Genomic DNA, 17,128 nt, shown 5'->3' with positions numbered 1-17,128 from the left:
CCCCAGCGCTAACGTCTCGATGCCAAAATTATGGGAACTGCGGATCGGTATTGATCATCCACCCTCGCTAAACGCGTCAGGTGAATTATTTATGCGTAACGACCGGGGTACAGCTTGGTGTGCTTAACGACGGGGCTGAACCTAAAATACCCGGCATCATCATCGAGGAGCAGTCAAAGATTCGTCCTTTCTCCGTAGTGGCACGGTAAGAAAGTTTTTGCCCGCCAAGGGCGTCGGGTTGGGCACCATTAACATTGGTGACGGTAATTTCATCCGATGAACCCAGGCCCAGCATTTTGGCCGTTTCCGCCTGCAGCAGCGGTATTGCCTGATCGGTTTTCAATGTGGAACAGCCAGCTACCAGAAGCGTAACGGTTAATGCGATAAGTGGTTTTCTCATAAATTGTCCTTTGTAACCAAACAGTTCCAAATGCTGAATGGCTTTATGTTTTACCTTATCAAAATCCCTGAATAATATATTTCCCTTTCCTAACCGAAAAAACCCTCCTAAAGTAGGGAGGGTAGAAAATAACAAGTCGTCAGACCAATCTGATAGGTTTTAGCAAAAGGAGATACCCTTGGGGCAGGATTATGCGTTGGTCGTTGATGACCATCCGTTGGTGGCAAGTGGCATCGCCAATTTCCTGAATACGCACTGTCGATTTAAACACGCCTACGTGATGACAAACGAGGAGAGTTGTTATCGACATATTCTGGAAAATGGCGCCCCGCGTTTAATCGTCATCGACTTTTGGTTATCCGACGGCACGGCATTAAAATTACTCAAAGAGATCAGGCAGCTTTACCCACAGGTAAGATTATTAGTGGTCAGCGGCGATGAAAATAATGAAATAGGCCAAAAGGTACGTGATGCCGGAGGCCATGGTTTCGTGCTCAAAAATGAGCCGCCAGAATTATTCGCCAAAGCCGTTGCTGCGCTGTTAGAAAATCAAAGCTGGTTTCCTATGGATAATCTATTGGAGGCTTCCAGTGCCAAAAACCATCTTCAAAACTTCAATTTAACGCCGCGACAAATTGACGTTTTGACCATGATGATGCGCGGTTTTCCCAATAAGAGAATAGCCTCTCAGCTTGCTATTTCCGAACCTACGGTTAAAGAGCACATCAGCAATATCCTTAAAAAAATAGGCGTAAACAGTAGGGTAGAAGCTATTACGTTACTGCATGGCAGGCAGGGGCCGTCCGAATGAAACTACTTCAATCTTTACAAGATGATGGCATTTCGTCGCACGCGCAAATCCGATTATTGAACAATACGTTTATTCGATTGGTCTTTAGTTTCAGTGCTGTGCCCTGCGTCGGCATCCCCTTTGCTATTTGGATATATTTACTGGGTGAACCGCTGTGGCCGATAATCAGCTGGATAATAGTGTATTTATTCTGCGCTTTGGCTATCCGATTATGGCACCAAAGATATCAACGCGAAGCGGAGAAAGAGGATGCGGGCGTTATTCTTAACCGCTGGCTCCCACATATCAACAAAGTCGCCTTCGTACATGGGATAGGTATATCCTCATTATATTTAATAACCCCACAAATAAATAATTTCGATTTTTTCCTGTTATTAAATATCAGCATCGCGGCCATCGTCGCGGCGAACGCGACCCATTTGACGCCCATCATCAGTACCTTTACCCTGTTTTTCTTTGCCTGCTGGGGCATGCTTAACGTTGGCATCATTTGGCGTTTAAACGACGTCATGCTCATTGTGTTGATGCTCAACCTGCTTTACGGGTTCGCCATCTACCGCCACGCATTGAGTTCTCATCAGTTTTTTATTCAGCAAGCCCGTCTCGAAGAGAAGAGCTCTCGCCTTGCGGAGCAATTCCGCCAGGCCAAAGAGGAGGCGGAACAAGCCCTGCTCGATAAAAACCAATTTCTGACCACCGCCAGTCACGACTTGCGCCAACCGGTACATGCCATGGGTTTCCTGATCGAGGCCATCATCCATAAAAATCGCGATGCCTCTTTAACCCCCCAGCTGTTGGATCTGCAGCAGAGCGTGCGCTCCGTGCACCTGATGTTCAATTCTTTGCTCGATCTCAGCAAGATTGAGTCCGGCAACGTCAGTACGGCGACCACCCATGTCGATATTGGAACCCTGCTTGACTCGGTGATAACCCTGTTCCGTGAAGAAGCGAACAGCCGGGGATTATCCCTGCGGACATGGCGCCCCAAGCGACGCATTGCCGTGATGGGCGATCAATTGCTCATCCGACAATCGCTGATTAACCTGATACAAAATGCGCTGCGCTACACCCAGAAAGGCGGCGTATTGATTGCCATCCGCCCACAAAAGGGAGAATGCCTGATCGAAGTCTGGGACACCGGCGTGGGCATAGCCGACGAAGAGAAAGGCAAAATCTTCTCCCCCTACTATCGCCCCGAACTGGCGTGGAAAATCGATAGCGCCGGTCATGGGTTAGGCCTTGCGGTAGTGGCCCGCTGCGCCAAATTGATGAAGGTGAAATACGGCATGCGCTCCGTGGAGGGCAAGGGATCGCATTTCTGGATGCGTTTTGCCCTCTATACCGGCGAAGTCAAAGCGCCAGAAAACCTCAACGCCTATACCCACAGCCAGATCCCTACCCGCTATGAGTCATTGAGCGGCGCCTGCCTGGTGGTGGATGATGATCCGCTGGTCACCTCCGCCTGGTCGAGTTTGATGAGTACCTGGGGGATCACCGTGCGTTGCGCCGCTTCCGCCGAGGAGGCTTTTGCGATTATCGACGCAGGCTTCACCCCCTTCGCCGTGCTTTGCGATCAACGGCTTCGCTCCGGTGAAAGCGGCTTCGATATATTGAAAGCGCTGTTCGAACGCCTGCCGGACACCAGCGGCGCCATGGTCAGCGGGGAATTCAACTCCCCCATTTTGCAAGAGGCCGAACAGGAAGGTTATCTGGTATTAAGAAAGCCGCTGGAACCCGCGAAGCTGCATGCCTTGCTGTCGCAGTGGTCATCCTGCTAGCCGGCGCCAGGCCTGTTCGGGGCTGTACCCTGCCGACGTTGCATTTCCGGCATCGGCAAGATTGCGGCTGAGACTGCCGCTTAGGCACCAAGATTGCGCAGCAGGCCTTCGAGGTTGCGCTCACCTACCTTGGTTTGGGCGCCCGCCTTCAGTCCGCCCCGAATGAGTCTCTCCGCTGCGGGACGTTCAAAAAGCCCCGCCCAGGCCTCATGCTCACGATAAAAACCTTCCCGCAGATCTGCCGCCGGCATCGCCTGCTTGGCCGCCGCGATAACCCCTTCGGGCAGTGCCGCAATGTTGTGCGCCAGGCGTTCGACAAAGTCGTCGAGTTCGGATGCGGGCAAGGCGCGGTTAATCCAGCCATAGCGCTCTGCGGTCGCCGCGTCGATAAGATCGGCTCCCAGGACCACTTCAAGCGCGCGACCACGCGTCATGCGGTTCGTCAGGTATTGCGTCGCGCCGCCACCGGGCGTAATGCCCATCAAGGCTTCGCATTGGGCCAGCCCTGCCCGCCCTTCGGCGGCAAAAGCCATGTCGGCCGCCGCAACGAATTCTGCACCGCCCCCACGCGCCAGCCCGGCAAGCTTAACGATAGTCACCTGGGGCTGGCTGCGCAGCAACTCACCGAATGCCTGGAACGGGTTGAGCCCTTCCGGCGCATTACGCGCCAGCTCATCAAAAGCGTGCGGTTCATCGATTAAGGTCATGTCGACATGAGCGATGAAGAACTCCGGATCCGCACTCTGGAAAACCAGCACGCGAGTATCCGGGTCGTCACGCACGGCACGCAGTAAGCGGCTGATTTCCGACATCAAAGCCACATCAAGCACGTTGACCGGCGGATTATTGAGGGTGATCGTCATGACCCCCTTTACGTGAGACAAGCTGAGTTTGCTGAAATCGGTATCTTTCATGTCGATGTCCTTGTTTGTCAGGGTATCGGCGCTGGACTTTCGCGCCGCCGATCGAATGGTATACTTTGCATACCTGGCGTCAATTACGCACTTGAAGCATCCCAGGGATGCTGGAGGATACCGATGGAGACGAATGAAACTGTCTACCGCGCTGACTGCCCGAGCCGAATCATTCTCGACCAGATCGCGGACAAATGGTCAATGATGGTGCTGGAGGTGCTGCGTGAGCCGAGGCGCTTCAATGCGATCAAGCGTCGCCTTGATGGCGTCACTCAACGTGTGCTCACCCAGACGCTGCGCAAGCTGGAGCGTAACGGCATGGTGAACCGCAAGGTTTTGGATGGGCGGGTGCTCGGCGTCGAGTATTCGCTGACGCCGCTCGGCCAGTCATTGCAAGGGCCGTTCTCTATTCTGTTTGAGTGGACGATGGGGAATATGGAGGCTATTCAGGACTGCCGGCGCAGATATGATGAGCAAAACCAGCAGCTTGAACAGTGAGGCTCCTGCCTCACTTTTCCTTGCGATGAATGGCCGCGTACATCCAGTAATCACCCGGCGATAACCGAAACTCTAGAAATGAGTGGGAGGCGATCAGAGGTTGCGGAATATTCCCGAGATCAGCGTTCTGGAAAGCAGAGAAGTCGGGTCAGCCCACTCCATCAGCACATCGAAATGGTTGCAATGGGGCACCTCGAGCAGATCCGTTTCCGCACCGGCCGCTTTATACAAAGCGGCAAAGGCTTCGGACTGCCGCTTGAAGCCGGGGGGATCGCCTTCAGCCCAGGCAACGGTGATGGGGCACCCCGGCGCAGGGATGTGACGCATCGGGCTGTAATCGGCCACGCTGGTGTCGGAGAGTGCCAGCCATGCCTGCACGGGCGTCTTCATCAAAGGTGCGAGTTCAAAAAGCCCGCTGATGGGAAAAGCAAACTTCACCACATCGGTCGGCACGCCAAAGGCAGCATGCCAGCCTGGTGCTAATAGCGTTGCTAGCAAATGGCCACCAGCAGAACTGCCACCCAGCGAGATCCGTTGCGGATCCAGCCCAAACTCATGTCCCCGCCGCCAAATGAACGCCACCGCACTGCGTACGGCATGGACGATGTCACCGATGCCGGCTGCCGGCGCGAGTGGATAATCTATAACCACCGTGGCAATGCCATTTGCCGCCAATGTGCCCGCCATCATCGCGGAATCTTCTTTCGACAGCGCTCGCCAGTATCCCCCGTGAATAAAAAGAAAAACGGGCAGCAGCGGCCCGTTTCCATTCACCGTTGGCCCATAAATATCCAGAGCCTGGCCACTTTTCTGGCAATAGGTGATATCAAAATGGAGGCCATAAGCCTGTTTCATCTTTTCAGACTGCGAGCGATAACGCGCCATTTCTTTGGCGAAGCCGTCGACACCTACCGTAGCGCGTGCATCGTAATCCTCATTGAGGCGTGCCGGATCCATAAACACTTCGTCTGCCAAAAGCGTCATTTTTCAACCTCCCTGATGAATACCGCCATATCCCAGCGGCTGCGGACTAAAAAAGTGGTTACTCCCGGCCCCGTTTCTCGGGCCGGAGCAATGATCAGGCCAAAGTGCCCGTCGGCAGGCTTAATGCCGTTTTCATACGCTCTGCGCCGATCTGCTCGCAACGTCCGGTGATACGCAAAACGGCCGATCGAACGTCGTCTGGCCACAGGTTCATATGCCCCATGCGTTCCGCCGTGTCTTGGGTATGTTCGGTCAACGGCCTTTCCTGCACTTCCCAGGCTGCCAGCGCCGCCGGAATATCCCGGTTATTTTCCAGACTGACCGCCAATCCAAGAGCATTCATCAGTGCGCAACCGCCCCCTTGGCCGAGGTAAGGCGGCATCGCATGGGCTGCATCGCCGAGGATCGCCACCTGCCCTTTGCTCCAGGCCTTGAGTTTCAGCACCTCAAACGCATCCCAGCGGCCGGCCTCGCCAAAACGTGCGATCAGGCCGGAAAGGTGTGGGAAGGATTTGCGCCAAAGTTCCGGGGCAATCGGAAGCTGATAGGCACCCACATCGTCCTCAGCGCAGCACAGTGCAACATAAAGATCGGTCGCGCTGGCGGGCGTATAAAGGATCCGCCTCGTGCCTGAAAAGTACTCAATGTAGTTCGAACGATCTGCAGGCGGTACGTCATCGTCATCACGCTTCAACATCATTCTGACCGCGCCATAGTGCAGCGGTTTGCGGTACATCAGCAGGTCCAGAGATTCTCTCACCCGCGAGTTGATACCGTCAGCGCCGATCACCAAATCGGCTGACAGCATTCGCTTGTCCGCCATCAGCAGCTTTCCATCCGGTGTCGCCCCCACCGCCTCGGAATCGCTGACAATTTCAGCACCGGCGCGGCGAGCCGCATTGAGCAAAGACAGCAGCAGCCGCTCGCGCAGGATGGTAACCAGACGTGGGGCACCGCTGCTGTTGATCGGAATATCCTCCATCGTTGCGTTGCCGTGATCCCGGGTCTGGAATACGGCCCCTTCGTGTGCCCCCACCATAGCTTCGTCATAGGCTCCAATCGCCTCGAGCACACGCAGCCCATTACTCCAGATATAGATGCCCGCACCAAAGGTGCGCAGGTTTGCCGAACGCTCATGCACTCTCACGCTCCAGCCACGCTGAGCCAGCGCCGCCGCCGCCGTAAGCCCGGCGATACCTGCCCCAGCAATTTCTGCATGCAGTTGCTTCATACCCTCTCCTCAGCCCCGTTTGTTTTGATCGTACCCGTCGTTAAGAACCCGCCTGTACCGCAAACAGATCCTTTCTCCTGGTCATGCAGAACAACGCCAAAGCGGCAATTAATGCGGGAATCGCCATCCAGTAGAAAAAATTCTGCAAATCACCAACCACGGTATATAGCCAAGAGCCAAGATAAGCCCCCGTGATGGAACCCACATGACCCACGCCGATCCCCCATGACACTCCGGTCGCACGTGCCGTGGTGGGATAAAGGCCAGCGCTCAAAATACTGATGTTGTTCAATGCTCCCGTGAGGGTAAAACCCACGAAAAAAACGCAAACCAATAAACGGGTAGAACTGCCGAGCTGGCTGCCGGTAACCAGCAGCGCGACCGAGGCCAATAAGGCTAAAGGAGGGAGTATTTTGGCGATACCGATACGATCGATGAGAAGTGCGGTGATGATGCCACCAATCATGCCCCCCAGCGGCAGCATTGCGGCAACATATAAGGCCATCCGAGCGTCAAATCCGCTGCTGCGCAATACCGTGGGTAGCCAATTGCTCAACAGGTAGAACGAGAATAAGCAGCAGAAAAAGGTCAGCCAGAGTAGCAGCGTACGCTCGGTTCGCCCTTCAGAAAATAGCGCCGCCACGGGAGACAGCTGCAGATTTTTTTCGCCGGGCTTTCTGTCCATACCGTCGGTAAAGATTACGTCCTGCCACTTACTATGGCCGCCAATCCGCTCGACGATCCGCAGTAATTTAGCTCTCTGTTGCGGCCTGTTGGCCAGGAAACAGATCGACTCAGGGAGCATGAAATACAGCACTGGCAGCATCACCAAAGGAGCGATACTGCCCACAAAGAGCAGGCCTCTCCAGCCCAGCACCGGCAGCAGTAAGTCGGCCACCCAGCCGCCGAGCGCCATACCCAAGGTAAAACCGGAAAAGCTCAAGGTGACCAGCAACATGCGCCAGCGAATGGGCGAATACTCTGACACCAGAGTAATGCAACCGGGCAATACGCCGCCTAGTCCCATGCCAGTCAGTAACCGCAGTGCCACAAGCACGGTAATCGATGAGGAAAAGGCATAACCCAGGGTGCCGAAAGCGACGATAACCGAGCAGATCAGCAGCACCGTTTTGCGCCCATAACGGTCCGCCGCGGGGCCACAAATAAAACTGCCGAGTAACATGCCGAACAGACCTGCAGCGAAAGCCGGGCCCAACTCGGCGCGATCAATCCCCCATTCTTTAGCCAATTCAGGGGCGATATAACCCATCGCGCTGGCATCCAGACCATTAATCATCAATACAATAAAACACAAGAGCAGCGTCATTATCTGCAAACCACCGATCGGGCTTTGATCGACAATGTCGGTGACGGATTGTTTGTTCATGGCAAAAATCCTCTTTTCTTGTTTTTGTATTACCTTGCATCATGAAAAGCACGCCACCACCGGCAGGAAGACCCGGGATTAACCGGTGAATAAAATGGCATCAACATACTGATTAGTAATAATTTACCTTCTGCCAGTTCCGGAGCTTATGCATAGCCTGGTGTTTTACTGGGTAGCGCTGCAGGGGCAGGTTTTCCAGAGAGCAGGGATTGATCGAGTATAGGGCTGTGCTGATATCAGGGAATAATCAAAAAAGGGATCTTTGGTATAACCAAAATGAATACAAGGAGGCGCGCAAAGGGAATATTTCGTGGGCGTCGGAAAAAAGAAAACCCCCGCACAGCCTAGCCGCAACGGGGGTTTTTAAATCATCACTGATAGTCAGTGATTAGCGGTTCATCATTCCCACTCAATGGTAGCCGGTGGCTTACCGCTGATGTCATAAACCACACGGGAAATGCCGTTGACTTCGTTGATGATGCGGTTGGAGACGCGGCCGAGGAAATCGTACGGCAGGTGCGCCCAATGAGCGGTCATAAAGTCGATGGTTTCCACTGCGCGCAGTGAAACAACCCAGTCGTATTTACGGCCATCGCCCATCACGCCAACCGAACGCACCGGCAGGAACACGGTGAATGCCTGGCTGACTTTGTTGTACAGATCGGCTTTGTGCAGCTCTTCGATGAAGATCGCATCGGCACGGCGCAGCAGATCGCAGTACTCTTTCTTCACTTCGCCCAGTACGCGTACGCCCAAACCTGGGCCCGGGAACGGGTGACGGTAAAGCATGTCGTACGGCAGGCCCAGTTCCAGACCGATTTTGCGCACTTCGTCTTTGAACAGCTCTTTCAGCGGCTCGACCAGGCCAAGCTTCATCTCTTTCGGCAGGCCACCCACGTTGTGGTGCGATTTGATCACGTGCGCTTTGCCGGTGGCGGAAGCGGCGGATTCGATCACGTCCGGGTAGATGGTGCCCTGCGCCAGCCATTTCACTTCAGTCTGCTTGCAGGCTTCTTCGTCGAACAGTTCAACGAACACGCGGCCGATGATCTTGCGCTTGGCTTCCGGTTCGTCAACGCCGGCTAACGCGCTCAGGAAGCGATCTTCCGCCGCCACGTGAACGATGTTCAGGCCGAAGTGGTCGCCAAACATTTCCAGCACCTGGTCTGCTTCATTCAGACGCAGCAGGCCGTTATCGACGAACACGCAGGTCAGGCGTTTACCGATGGCGCGATGCAGCAGCATTGCGGTCACGGAAGAGTCGACGCCGCCGGACAGGCCGAGGATCACGTGATCTTCGCCCACCTGCTCACGAATGCGCTCTACCGCATCTTCGATGATGGTCGCCGGGGTCCACAGGGCTTCACACTGGCAGATATCCAGCACGAAACGCTCCAGCATGCGCTGGCCCTGACGGGTGTGGGTCACTTCCGGGTGGAACTGCACGCCGTAGAAGCGTTTTTCTTCGTTGGCCATAATGGCAAACGGGCAGGTATCGGTGCTGGCAACGGTCACGAAGTCGGACGGGATAGCGGTCACTTTGTCGCCGTGGCTCATCCACACGTCGAGCAGCGGTTTACCGGTTGGGCTCAGCGCGTCTTCGATGCCGCGAACCAGTGCGCTGTCGGTGGTAATTTCTACCTGCGCGTAACCGAATTCACGCTCGTTGGAACCTTGCACATGGCCGCCCAGCTGCATTGCCATGGTCTGCATGCCGTAGCATACGCCCAGCACAGGTACACCGGCGGTGAACACGTATTCTGGCGCACGCGGGCTGTTGGTTTCGGTGGTGCTTTCCGGGCCGCCGGACAGGATGATGCCGCTCGGATTGAATTCGCGGATTTGCTCTTCGCTAACGTCCCAGGCCCACAGCTCGCAGTAAACGCCGATTTCGCGCACGCGGCGGGCGACCAGTTGGGTGTATTGCGAACCAAAGTCCAGAATCAGAATGCGATGCTTATGGATATTTTTTGTCATGTGAGGCGAATTCCAGCAACAGAGAAAAAGGAAAATCTAAAACGTTAGGACAGTTTCAGTCGGCGAGGCCAAACAGTTGGTGGTCGCCCGCAGCACAGCATGCGCAGTTGACATAAAGTCAATGAGCAATGCGAGCAGCGGACGGCGAACAAATGCGCCGGCCGCAGCCCCTGAAATTAACCCATGCGGTAGTTCGGTGACTCTTTGGTGATGGTCACGTCATGCACGTGGCTTTCCTGAATACCGGCGCCGCTGATGCGAACAAATTCAGCCTTGGTACGCAGGTCGTCGATGGTGGCGCAGCCGGTCAGGCCCATGCAAGAACGCAGGCCGCCCATTTGCTGATGTACGATCGCTTTCAGCATGCCTTTGTAAGCCACGCGGCCTTCGATACCTTCCGGCACCAGTTTGTCGGCGGCGTTATCGGTCTGGAAGTAACGGTCGGAAGAGCCTTTGGACATCGCGCCCAGTGAACCCATACCACGGTAGGATTTGAACGAACGGCCCTGATACAGCTCGATTTCGCCCGGTGATTCTTCGGTACCCGCCAGCATGGAGCCGACCATTACGCAGGATGCGCCGGCCGCGATAGCTTTGGCGATGTCACCGGAGAAGCGAATGCCGCCGTCGGCGATGACCGGGATACCTGTCCCTTCCAGCGCTTCAACCGCATCGGCGATGGCCGTGATCTGCGGTACACCTACGCCGGTTACGATACGAGTAGTACAGATGGAGCCAGGGCCGATACCTACTTTGACCGCGCTGACGCCGGCGTCAGCCAGCGCTTTGGCACCGGCTGCGGTAGCCACGTTGCCGCCCACGATCTGCAGATCCGGGTATTTGGCGCGCGTTTCGCGAATACGCTGCAATACGCCTTCGGAATGGCCATGCGAGGAGTCGATCAGCAGCACGTCAACGCCGGCGGCGACCAGCGCATCAACGCGCTCTTCGTTACCTGCACCTGCCCCCACCGCTGCGCCAACGCGCAGACGGCCATGCTCGTCTTTACAGGCGTTTGGCTTGCGTTCCGCTTTCTGGAAGTCTTTTACGGTGATCATGCCCAGCAGGTGGAAGCTGTCGTCCACTACCAGCGCTTTCTCAACGCGTTTTTCGTGCATTTTCTGCAGCACGACTTCACGCGCTTCGCCTTCTTTCACCGTAACCAGACGCTCTTTCGGCGTCATCACGGCGGTAACAGGCTGGTTCAGATCGGTGACGAAGCGGACGTCGCGGCCGGTAATGATACCGACCAGTTCGTTCTCTTCGGTGACGACAGGGTAACCGGCGAAGCCGTTACGTGCGGTCAGCTCTTTCACTTCTTTCAGGGTAGTGGCAGGGGTTACGGCTTGTGGATCGGTTACCACGCCGCTTTCATGTTTTTTCACGCGGCGGACTTCTTCTGCCTGACGCTCGATAGACATGTTTTTGTGAATGAAGCCCAGACCGCCTTCCTGCGCCAGCGCGATGGCCAGGCCGGATTCGGTAACGGTATCCATGGCTGCGGACAGCATAGGGATATTCAGGCGGATATTTTTGGTCAGTTGGGTGCCGAGCTCAGCGGTATTAGGCAGAACCGTAGAGTGAGCTGGAACCAGGAGAACGTCGTCAAACGTTAGTGCTTCTTTCGCGATACGTAGCATGGGCAATATCTCACCAGAGTGGGCTGTGAAAAAGATAAAATATTGCCGCGGCATTATACAGAGCGTAATCGGTTGCCTCCAGCACTTTCTCACAAAAACTCTTGATTACCTTTTTCAGCCATGTAGTATCGACCAATTAAGTGCTTGTTTTGAAATTTGATCTGGGTCACATGTCGATACCTGTTTCGCCTTCCATTTTTACCGTAAGCCGCCTGAATCAGACGGTTCGACAGCTGCTGGAAATGGAAATGGGCCAGATTTGGCTCTCCGCCGAGATCTCCAACTTCTCCCAGCCGTCTTCCGGTCATTGGTATTTCACGCTGAAAGACGACCGCGCGCAGGTGCGTTGCGCGATGTTCCGCAACACTAACCGTCGTACTACCTTCCGCCCGCAAAATGGCCAACAGGTGCTGGTGCGTGCCAGCATCACGCTGTATGAGCCGCGCGGCGACTATCAGCTGATCGCCGAAAGCATGCAGCCCGCCGGCGACGGCCTGTTGCAACAGCAGTTCGATCAGTTAAAACAGCGACTGAGCGCCGAAGGCCTTTTCGACCAACAGTTCAAACAGCCGCTGCCCAGCCCGGCCAAACGCGTCGGGGTGATTACCTCCGCCAGCGGCGCGGCGCTGCACGATGTGCTGCAGGTGCTGCAACGGCGCGATCCTTCGTTGCCCATCGTTATCTACCCTACTTCGGTGCAGGGCGCGGAAGCCCCCCTGCAGATTGTACGTGCCATCGAAACGGCCAACCGCCGTGACGAGTGCGACGTGCTGATCGTCGGCCGTGGCGGGGGTTCACTGGAAGACCTGTGGAGCTTTAACGACGAACGCGTTGCGCGGGCGATTTTCGCCAGCCGCATTCCGATTGTCAGCGCCGTCGGCCACGAAACCGACGTCACCATTGCCGACTTTGTCGCCGATCTGCGTGCGCCAACCCCTTCTGCCGCTGCCGAACTGGTCAGTCGCAATCAGTTGGAACTGCTGCGTCAGTTGCAATCACAGCAACAGCGGATGGAAATGGCGATGGACTACTACCTGGCGCAACGCCAGCAGCAGTTCACCCGCATCAACCACCGTTTGCAGCAGCAGCACCCGCACCTGCGTCTGGCGCGCCAACAAACGCTGTTGTTCAAACTGCAACGTCGGTTGGAAGACGGCATGCAAAACCAACTGCGTCTGTCTTCGCGTCGCAGCGAGCGGGCTCAGCAACGGCTGGCGCAGATGCAACCGCAGGCGCGTATTCACCGCTACCAACAACGCGTGCAGCAACAGGAATACCGTTTGCAGCAGGCATGGGATCGCCAGCTTAACGGCCTGCGCCAGCGCTTCGGCGTCGCCTGCAGCCAACTCGAGGCCGTCAGCCCGCTGGCGACGCTGGCCCGCGGCTACAGCGTGACGCAAACCCCGCGCGGCGAACTGCTGAAAACCACCAAGCAGGCTCAGGTTGGCGAACTGCTGAAAACCCGCCTGCAGGATGGCTGGGTGGAAAGCGAGGTGAAAACCATCACCGTTGCCAAAAAGCCGCGCAAGAAACGCGCGGCCGAATAATCCCGTCATACTTGAAGCCGCATCTGTGTTGGCTTCACCCGCTCACCCGAATCACTTACCTGAGTAAGCTCGTCGGGATGAGCGTTCTTGCCGCCTTGATGCCACTCCAATTATTTAGGGTATAACTTTTACTACTCCAGCGTAAAACGGCTGCCCGGCACGCCGTTAATCCACAGTTCTCGCGTCTCTCCAGTTGGCAAACTGCAGGCCAACGTCTGCCACGCCGGTTTGAACCGGCCTTCGGCAGTGATGTTCAGCATGATGCGTTGAGTGTCGCTGAGCATCTCCCAGCGCAGCCACAGCGCATCGCCCTGCTGCCAGCCATAACTTTCCCCGTCATCTTCGAATAACAGCCCAGAAGCGCTGCCACAGCCTTTGAGCGGATACAGCTTCAGCTCGCGCCGATCGTCCGCCGTCACGTCAACATGCGCCAATCGCGACGACAAAGGTATCGCGGCACCGGCACGTACCAGCAGCGGCAAGCGCTCCAGCGGTGCTTCCAGCAGCACCTCCTGGCCGCCGCTGAACCATTGGCCGCTGTAGAAGCAGTACCAGCCGTCGCCGTTATCCGGGAGATACACCGGCCGCTGACGCTGCCCCTGCTCCACCACGCTGGCCACCAGCAGATCGCGACCCATCATAAAATCATCGGTTTCGTTCAGCGTGCGCTCATCATGCTCGTGGTCGAGGAAGGTCGGGCGCAGCATCGGTTCGTCGTCGACGCAGGCCTGCCACAACAAGGTGTAGAAATACGGCATCAGCCGATAACGCAAAGCAATCGCCTCGCGCACTGCCGGCGTCACCGCAGGGTACATCCAGGGTTCGTTAACCGTGGCGTCGTCGTTCCAGGAGTGGATGGTGAAACGCGGATGCATCACGCCATTTTGCACCCAGCGCACCAGCAGTTCGGCGTCCGGCCTGTCGCCGGAGAAACCGCCCACGTCATGCCCGAGGTTGTACAAACCGGACAGGCTCATGCCCAGCCCCATGCGAATGTTGTAACGCAGGGTTTGCCAACTGGTACGGTTATCGCCGCTCCAGGTCTGCACATAACGTTGCATACCGGCACAGCCGGAGCGTGAAATCAGGTACGGCCGCAGCTCAGGGGCAAAGCGCTGCTGCGCCTCCATCGAGGCGCGCATCATCAGCAACGGCATCACCGGACGAATATGTTTGATGGCGATCGGCCGGCCAAAACCGTGGCAACGCGCCTCGCCGTCCCACACTTCATATTCGTTATTGTCATTCCAGGTGGAATCGATGCCCATCTCCAGCAGTTGCTGAGTCACGCCCTGCTGCCACCAGTGCACTGCCGCCGGGTTGGTGAAGTCCAGATGTGAGCCTTCGTCGTCCCAAAAGCTCGAACGCTCCGGCCTATCGCTTTCTGAATCGCGGATAAACAGCCCTAACTGCGCCGCCTGTTGATACTGCGGATGATCCTGCAACAGGCACGGCTTGATGTTGGCCGCCAATTTCAATCCGGCATCGTGGAAAGCCTGACTCAGCTGCTTGGGTTGCGGCACCTTGTCGTAGTTCCAGTTGAACACGTAACGCTTGTTGCCGATAGAGGTATAACCCGAGGACAGCTGGAAGGAGTCACAGGGAATGTCATGTTGGTGACAAAGCTCAATAAACTGCTGTAGCTGCTGTTGAGCATCCGGCGCGTCGGTGTAATGCATGGTGGATCCGCTGTAGCCCAGGCTCCATTTGGGCCCGAAGTGTGTCTTGCCGGTCAGACGCACAAACGCCTTGGTGACATCCAGCACCTTTGGCCCGAGGAACAGATAATAATCCAAATCCCCCGCCTCGGCCTGATAGCGGCGATAGGCCAGGTGGTAATTGTCGATCTCGTTACCCAAATCCAGCCAGCAACTGCTCAGGTTGTCGTAAAACAGCCCAAAGCTGGCCTCTTCTCCACGGGTGATGGTGAAGGGAATGTGCTTGTACAGCGGGTCAGTGCTGGCGGCGTTGTAACCCATCGCATCCAGATTGCGCATTTCAAAACGGCGGCCGCTGCGCTCCAAATCACCGGCCTTCTCGCCCAGGCCATAATAGCGCTCGGCGGCATGGCGACGTTGATAATGGGCCACGCCGTCACCGTGCGGGTTAAGCAAATAGGCGCTGGTGGGCCGATCGGCTGCCAGCGGACGCCATTCACCGGCGGCGTTACAGTGTTCCCATTCCAGCCACAGCGGCTGATGCACGGTCACGCGCAGCGCAGAGGTGGTCAGCACCAACCGATCCTCATGCTGCTGCAAGTGGTAACCCGGCAGGCTGAAACCGGCGACGCTCAGCCGGTCGCGCCCTTCCCATGGCACGTCGGTCTGTGGCGCAATGCTCCAGGTGCGATCCAGCGCCAGCTCTCCGCTGCGCTTGATCAACACACGACACAGGTGGTTTTCCAATACGAACAGGCAAAACAGATGGCGTTCATCGACCAGCAGTTCAATACGATCGGCATACTGTCCTGCCAGCGTCCAGTTTTTCAAGGTTTTCATAGGCATCCAACTTAACTATTGAGTGTTTTTTTACCGCCGCGTTCGGCGATCAAAGCAATCAGGAACAGGGCGCCGATCAGGTCGAAGAAGCCCATGGCGATGAATAAGGGGTTAAAACCGACGGTGTCGGAGACCGCACCGATCAGCAACGTAAACAGGAAGCTGGCGATCCAGGCGCTGGAGCCGCGCATGCCGTTGACGGTCGCCATTTGGTTTTTATCGAACGACTCCACCACCAGCGCGCTGAGCATGCAGGAGATCACCTGGTGCCCGAAGCCACCGATCGAGATCAGGGCGATCGCCACGTAGGGATCTTTGGTGATCGCCACAAATGCCAGCGAAACCATCATAAAGGCGCCCGTCACCGAGCTGGCGACCACCGAGTTGACGCGGCTGCACCCGAACCATTTGCGGTACAGGGTGGTGAGATAGCCGCTGGCGACGCTGCCGATGTCCGCCGCCAAAAACGGCAGCCAGGCAAACATGGCGATGTGCTTTAAGTCCATGCCGCGCTCGGTGGCCAGGTACAGCGGCACCCAGAAACTGAACACTGCCCAGGCCGGTTCGGCGAGAAAGGCCGGAATGGCGATGCCATAGAACTTTTTGTTGCGGCACAAAATCGCCAGCGACTTGAGAAACGGCAATCTGGGCAGTTCCGGCTCATTGTCTTCGCGGATCAGATCCAGTTCCTGCTGGCTCAGATTGGGGTGCTGCTGCGGCGAGTGATAGAACAACCACCACAACACTACCCAGATCAACGCCAGCGCGCCGGAGAACAAAAAAGCGCCCTGCCAGCCAAAGGAAACGTGGGCAATCACGATAATTGGCGGAGCCAGCATGGCGCCAATAGAGAAACCGACGCCCGCCCAACCGGCGGCGATCGGCCGCTCCTTTTTAGGGAACCAGTCGAAAATCGCCTTGGCGTTGGCCGGCGTGGCCGCCGCTTCCGCCCCGCCCATAAAGAACCGCAGGATAGCCAGTTGAAGCCAACTGCCCGCGCCGGCATGCAGCATGCAAACAACCGCCCAGATACTGGCGCAGATCAGAAAGCCCATCTTCAGGCCAATCACGTCGATCAGCCAGCCGCAGATCGGCTGAAATACCGTATAGGCCAGTTGGAACGACGCCACCACCCAGGAGTACTGCTCGGTGGTCATGTTGAGGCTGGTTTTCAGTTCAGGTGCCAGAATGCCAAGCGAATTACGGGTGATGTAGTTGACCGTTACGCCCAGTAAAAACAGCGCCAACATCCACCAGCGCAGCGATTTGAACTTGCGCCGGCCGGTATCGGCGACCCTTTGATTAATTTCAACACTCATCTGTCTTCTCTCCACGACGGCTGCCCGGTGCAACAGCGCGCCTTTTGGTAGGGTACGTTTTGGTATCGAAGGTATGGGCCGTGGAAAACTGCGGTATGTCTGACAAAGACCAACGCATCACGATCACAACCACATGATTTATTT

At 56.3% G+C, this 17,128-nt stretch carries 13 protein-coding genes; 4 read left to right on the top strand and 9 right to left on the bottom strand.

Annotated features, from left to right (window positions below; translation table 11 throughout):
* Positions 1-85: 85 nt before the first annotated feature.
* Positions 86-400 carry a lipoprotein gene (locus ACMGG1_RS05100; RefSeq protein WP_041414827.1) on the bottom strand — a complete coding sequence of 105 codons (315 nt, stop codon included), beginning with the start codon at positions 398-400 and terminating at the stop codon, positions 86-88.
* A 178-nt stretch (positions 401-578) separates the two neighbouring features.
* On the opposite strand from ACMGG1_RS05100, the gene ACMGG1_RS05095 reads away from it, so the two are divergent.
* Together ACMGG1_RS05095 and ACMGG1_RS05090 are read left to right on the top strand one after the other, a co-directional pair.
* Positions 579-1,211 carry a response regulator transcription factor gene (locus tag ACMGG1_RS05095; RefSeq protein ID WP_129983491.1) on the top strand — a complete coding sequence of 211 codons (633 nt, stop codon included), beginning with the start codon at positions 579-581 and terminating at the stop codon, positions 1,209-1,211.
* Positions 1,208-2,989, top strand: a complete 1,782-nt coding sequence (locus ACMGG1_RS05090; protein ID WP_122080014.1) for a hybrid sensor histidine kinase/response regulator — start codon at positions 1,208-1,210, stop codon at positions 2,987-2,989. Before ACMGG1_RS05095 ends, ACMGG1_RS05090 begins: the two co-directional genes overlap by 4 nt.
* An 80-nt stretch (positions 2,990-3,069) precedes the next feature.
* On the opposite strand, the gene ACMGG1_RS05085 is transcribed toward ACMGG1_RS05090, so the two are convergent.
* A complete protein-coding gene (locus ACMGG1_RS05085) occupies positions 3,070-3,903 on the bottom strand; it encodes an enoyl-CoA hydratase/isomerase family protein (RefSeq protein WP_130016666.1) in 834 nt (277 codons plus the stop codon).
* A gap of 123 nt (positions 3,904-4,026) precedes the next feature.
* Here ACMGG1_RS05085 and ACMGG1_RS05080 point away from each other — a divergent pair, with 123 nt between their 5' ends.
* Entirely contained in the window at positions 4,027-4,401 is a 375-nt protein-coding gene (locus ACMGG1_RS05080; protein WP_020828133.1) for a winged helix-turn-helix transcriptional regulator, read from the top strand.
* 93 nt (positions 4,402-4,494) lie between these two features.
* On the opposite strand, the gene ACMGG1_RS05075 is transcribed toward ACMGG1_RS05080, so the two are convergent.
* From ACMGG1_RS05075 to guaB, 5 genes are all read right to left on the bottom strand, one after another.
* Positions 4,495-5,385, bottom strand: a complete 891-nt coding sequence (locus tag ACMGG1_RS05075; RefSeq protein WP_130016667.1) for an alpha/beta hydrolase — start codon at positions 5,383-5,385, stop codon at positions 4,495-4,497.
* Positions 5,386-5,479: 94 nt separating this feature from the next.
* Entirely contained in the window at positions 5,480-6,616 is a 1,137-nt protein-coding gene (locus ACMGG1_RS05070; protein ID WP_414161194.1) for an FAD-dependent oxidoreductase, read from the bottom strand.
* A 40-nt stretch (positions 6,617-6,656) separates the two neighbouring features.
* The gene (locus tag ACMGG1_RS05065) at positions 6,657-8,003 is read right to left on the bottom strand and encodes an MFS transporter (protein WP_201896089.1); all 1,347 of its coding nucleotides are present in this window, start codon (positions 8,001-8,003) and stop codon (positions 6,657-6,659) included.
* A 399-nt stretch (positions 8,004-8,402) separates the two neighbouring features.
* Complete coding sequence (guaA, locus tag ACMGG1_RS05060; RefSeq protein ID WP_020828137.1) at positions 8,403-9,980, bottom strand: glutamine-hydrolyzing GMP synthase; 1,578 nt, start codon at positions 9,978-9,980, stop codon at positions 8,403-8,405.
* A gap of 176 nt (positions 9,981-10,156) precedes the next feature.
* Positions 10,157-11,620, bottom strand: a complete 1,464-nt coding sequence (gene guaB / locus ACMGG1_RS05055) for an IMP dehydrogenase (RefSeq protein ID WP_020828138.1) — start codon at positions 11,618-11,620, stop codon at positions 10,157-10,159.
* 170 nt (positions 11,621-11,790) lie between these two features.
* Here guaB and xseA point away from each other — a divergent pair, with 170 nt between their 5' ends.
* Positions 11,791-13,167 (top strand): exodeoxyribonuclease VII large subunit, encoded by a 1,377-nt coding sequence (xseA, locus tag ACMGG1_RS05050; RefSeq protein WP_116689966.1) that lies wholly within the window; start codon positions 11,791-11,793, stop codon positions 13,165-13,167.
* Positions 13,168-13,298: 131 nt separating this feature from the next.
* On the opposite strand, the gene ACMGG1_RS05045 is transcribed toward xseA, so the two are convergent.
* Positions 13,299-15,665 (bottom strand): TIM-barrel domain-containing protein, encoded by a 2,367-nt coding sequence (locus ACMGG1_RS05045; RefSeq protein ID WP_414161193.1) that lies wholly within the window; start codon positions 15,663-15,665, stop codon positions 13,299-13,301.
* Positions 15,666-15,676: 11 nt separating this feature from the next.
* A complete protein-coding gene (locus ACMGG1_RS05040; protein WP_414161192.1) occupies positions 15,677-16,984 on the bottom strand; it encodes an MFS transporter in 1,308 nt (435 codons plus the stop codon).
* Positions 16,985-17,128 lie beyond the last annotated feature (144 nt).

The sequence above is a fragment of the Serratia sp. BNK-12 genome (genome assembly GCF_047456085.1).
Classification (GTDB): domain Bacteria; phylum Pseudomonadota; class Gammaproteobacteria; order Enterobacterales; family Enterobacteriaceae; genus Serratia; species Serratia liquefaciens.
The sequence above is the reverse complement of the archived record's forward strand: the minus strand, read 5'-3'. Positions and strand labels throughout refer to the sequence as shown.